Here is a 734-nt window from a genome sequence, read left to right on the forward strand (position 1 = left end):
CGATGATTATAGTGCCATTGCTTCCGTGACGTTGACGGTTGAGGGCGAGAGCGGCAGCATCCAGACTTATACCGCCGAGACAGAGAACGCCTTTGAGGGATGGTCAAAGACGGTCTCCCTGGAGCCGGGCGATAACCAGATTCGGGTCTCGGCCGAAGATGCTCAGGGCAACGCCATAGAAGAGGCCGATGTGGTTCAGGTCCGTCGTCAGCCGTTTGCGGAGAGTTTTCCGGATAACGAGGTGCCTTTTACCGATATTCAGGATATGACGTTTGATGAAAAGCGGGGTCGGTTGCTGGTCCCGGACCAGTTTAAGAATGCCGAAGGAGAGTCTTCAGGGCAGATTATTTCAATAGACCTTGAAACCTCGGAAAGAGCCGTTTTTGCCACGGATGATGCCTCTACTGAAGAGGACCATGCTCTGGCGTATACCTACAGTATGACGATGGGAGTCGAGGAAGACCGAGCCCTCCTGGGTGTGGATTCAAGTTACTTGGCCAGAGTTCTTGCCATTGATCTTGAAACCGGCGAGCGGTCGGTGATTAGCCAATCGGACCCCGGCTCTGAGGAGCCTACTCACGACAGCGTTGTGAGTGTCGAGCCTGATCCCAAAAGTGATAAACATATTTTTACGATGTCCAGACGGGATGGAAACCTGCTGCGTATCAATATGAGCACTGGGGAACGAACGGTTGTGTCCAGTAGTGACTATGGGGTAGGAACAGGAGACGACC

Annotated in this window: 1 pseudogene; it reads left to right on the plus strand. The window is 53.1% G+C overall.

Annotated elements, in window-relative coordinates:
* A pseudogene (locus AAE514_RS18480) lies at nucleotides 1-734 on the plus strand (hypothetical protein); the annotation flags it as partial.

The organism is Marinimicrobium locisalis, from assembly GCF_039822625.1.
GTDB lineage: Bacteria > Pseudomonadota > Gammaproteobacteria > Pseudomonadales > Cellvibrionaceae > Marinimicrobium > Marinimicrobium locisalis.